Raw genomic sequence first — 1,126 nt, forward strand, 5'->3', positions numbered from 1 at the left:
AGGGTGAGGTTACTCGGGCACCGCCAGACGAAAGGGGCGGAGAACAGACAAACCGAACCTACTGCCACCGCGCCACATCTCGACTCTACCGACTCTTGCCGAACTGCTATCCGGCAGAGCGCGACCCACAGCAGTCGACCGGATTTCTCCAAAGCAGCCGTTCGAACCGGGACCAACGATCTGGCTCGGTCCCGATCCGCGGGTCCTGCTGTGACTGCTAGCGAGTCCGAGCGTTGCATTGCATCGCCGCAAGGTGTTGCTGTTAACCGTTTCTGCTAATAGTTCACCGTTTGTGGCGAGAACGGGTGTCCCGTGCGAGGTAAGGCCAGGAGGCCAGATTGACAATTCTGTCACCACTAGCGTTGCAGTTAGGAATGAGCGACAGGATGTCCATTGATTTTGGTAGCGTTCGGCGTGTCCTCGAATTTGGCTAGTGCGGCTGTCGAGGCGCGCGATTAGCGCGGCAATGTCCCGGGCGTAGTTGAAGGTTGAAGGCGGCGGTTCCCCGTTGGAAATCCGAGAGAATCGGGTTTCGACGACCAACTTCCCGGACAGGGAACCAAGGAGAACCGCCAAATGAAGCGTACCAAGGAGATGCCCCAAAGCGCCAGCGCGCCGTTGCACGTGGTGCCTAAGCAGGACCCGGACGGGCTGCGCGCCTGTTTTGCCGAGAACAGTCAGCTTCTGTTGCCCATGCTCGATCTAATTCAGAACACCCGCACCAGCATCGACGAGTTGATGTACGAAGCCGGCCGTAGCCTGGTCGAGCAACTGCTGGTGATCTCGGCGACGGAAGTGGCCGGCGAGAAGCATCCGGGCCGCAAAGGCGGCGAGGTCCGCTGGCACGGCTCGCAGCCAGGCCAGATCGTGATGGACGAACGCAAATTGAAGGTGAAGCGGCCGCGCCTGCGGCGTCGTGGCGGCGGCGAAGTGCCGGTCCCCGCCTACGAGCAATTGAACGAGAATCCGCGGCTCGCCGAGCGGGTGCACGAGATCATGGTCACGGGCGTGTCGACGCGCAAATATGCCAAGGTCCTGCCCGAGATGGCCGGCACCGTCGGCATCTCCAAGAGCAGCGTTTCGCGCCAGTTCATCAAGGCCAGCCAGACGGCGCTCACCGAGCTGA

General features: G+C 61.4%; 1 protein-coding gene. It reads left to right on the forward strand.

From position 1 onward, the window contains the following. Positions 1–576: 576 nt before the first annotated feature. A partial coding sequence (locus HWY30_RS40770; protein WP_176079058.1) for a transposase occupies positions 577–1,126 on the forward strand: 550 nt, incomplete at its 3' end.

The sequence above is a fragment of the Paraburkholderia tuberum STM678 genome, assembly GCF_902833905.1.
In the GTDB taxonomy this organism is placed as follows: domain Bacteria; phylum Pseudomonadota; class Gammaproteobacteria; order Burkholderiales; family Burkholderiaceae; genus Paraburkholderia; species Paraburkholderia tuberum.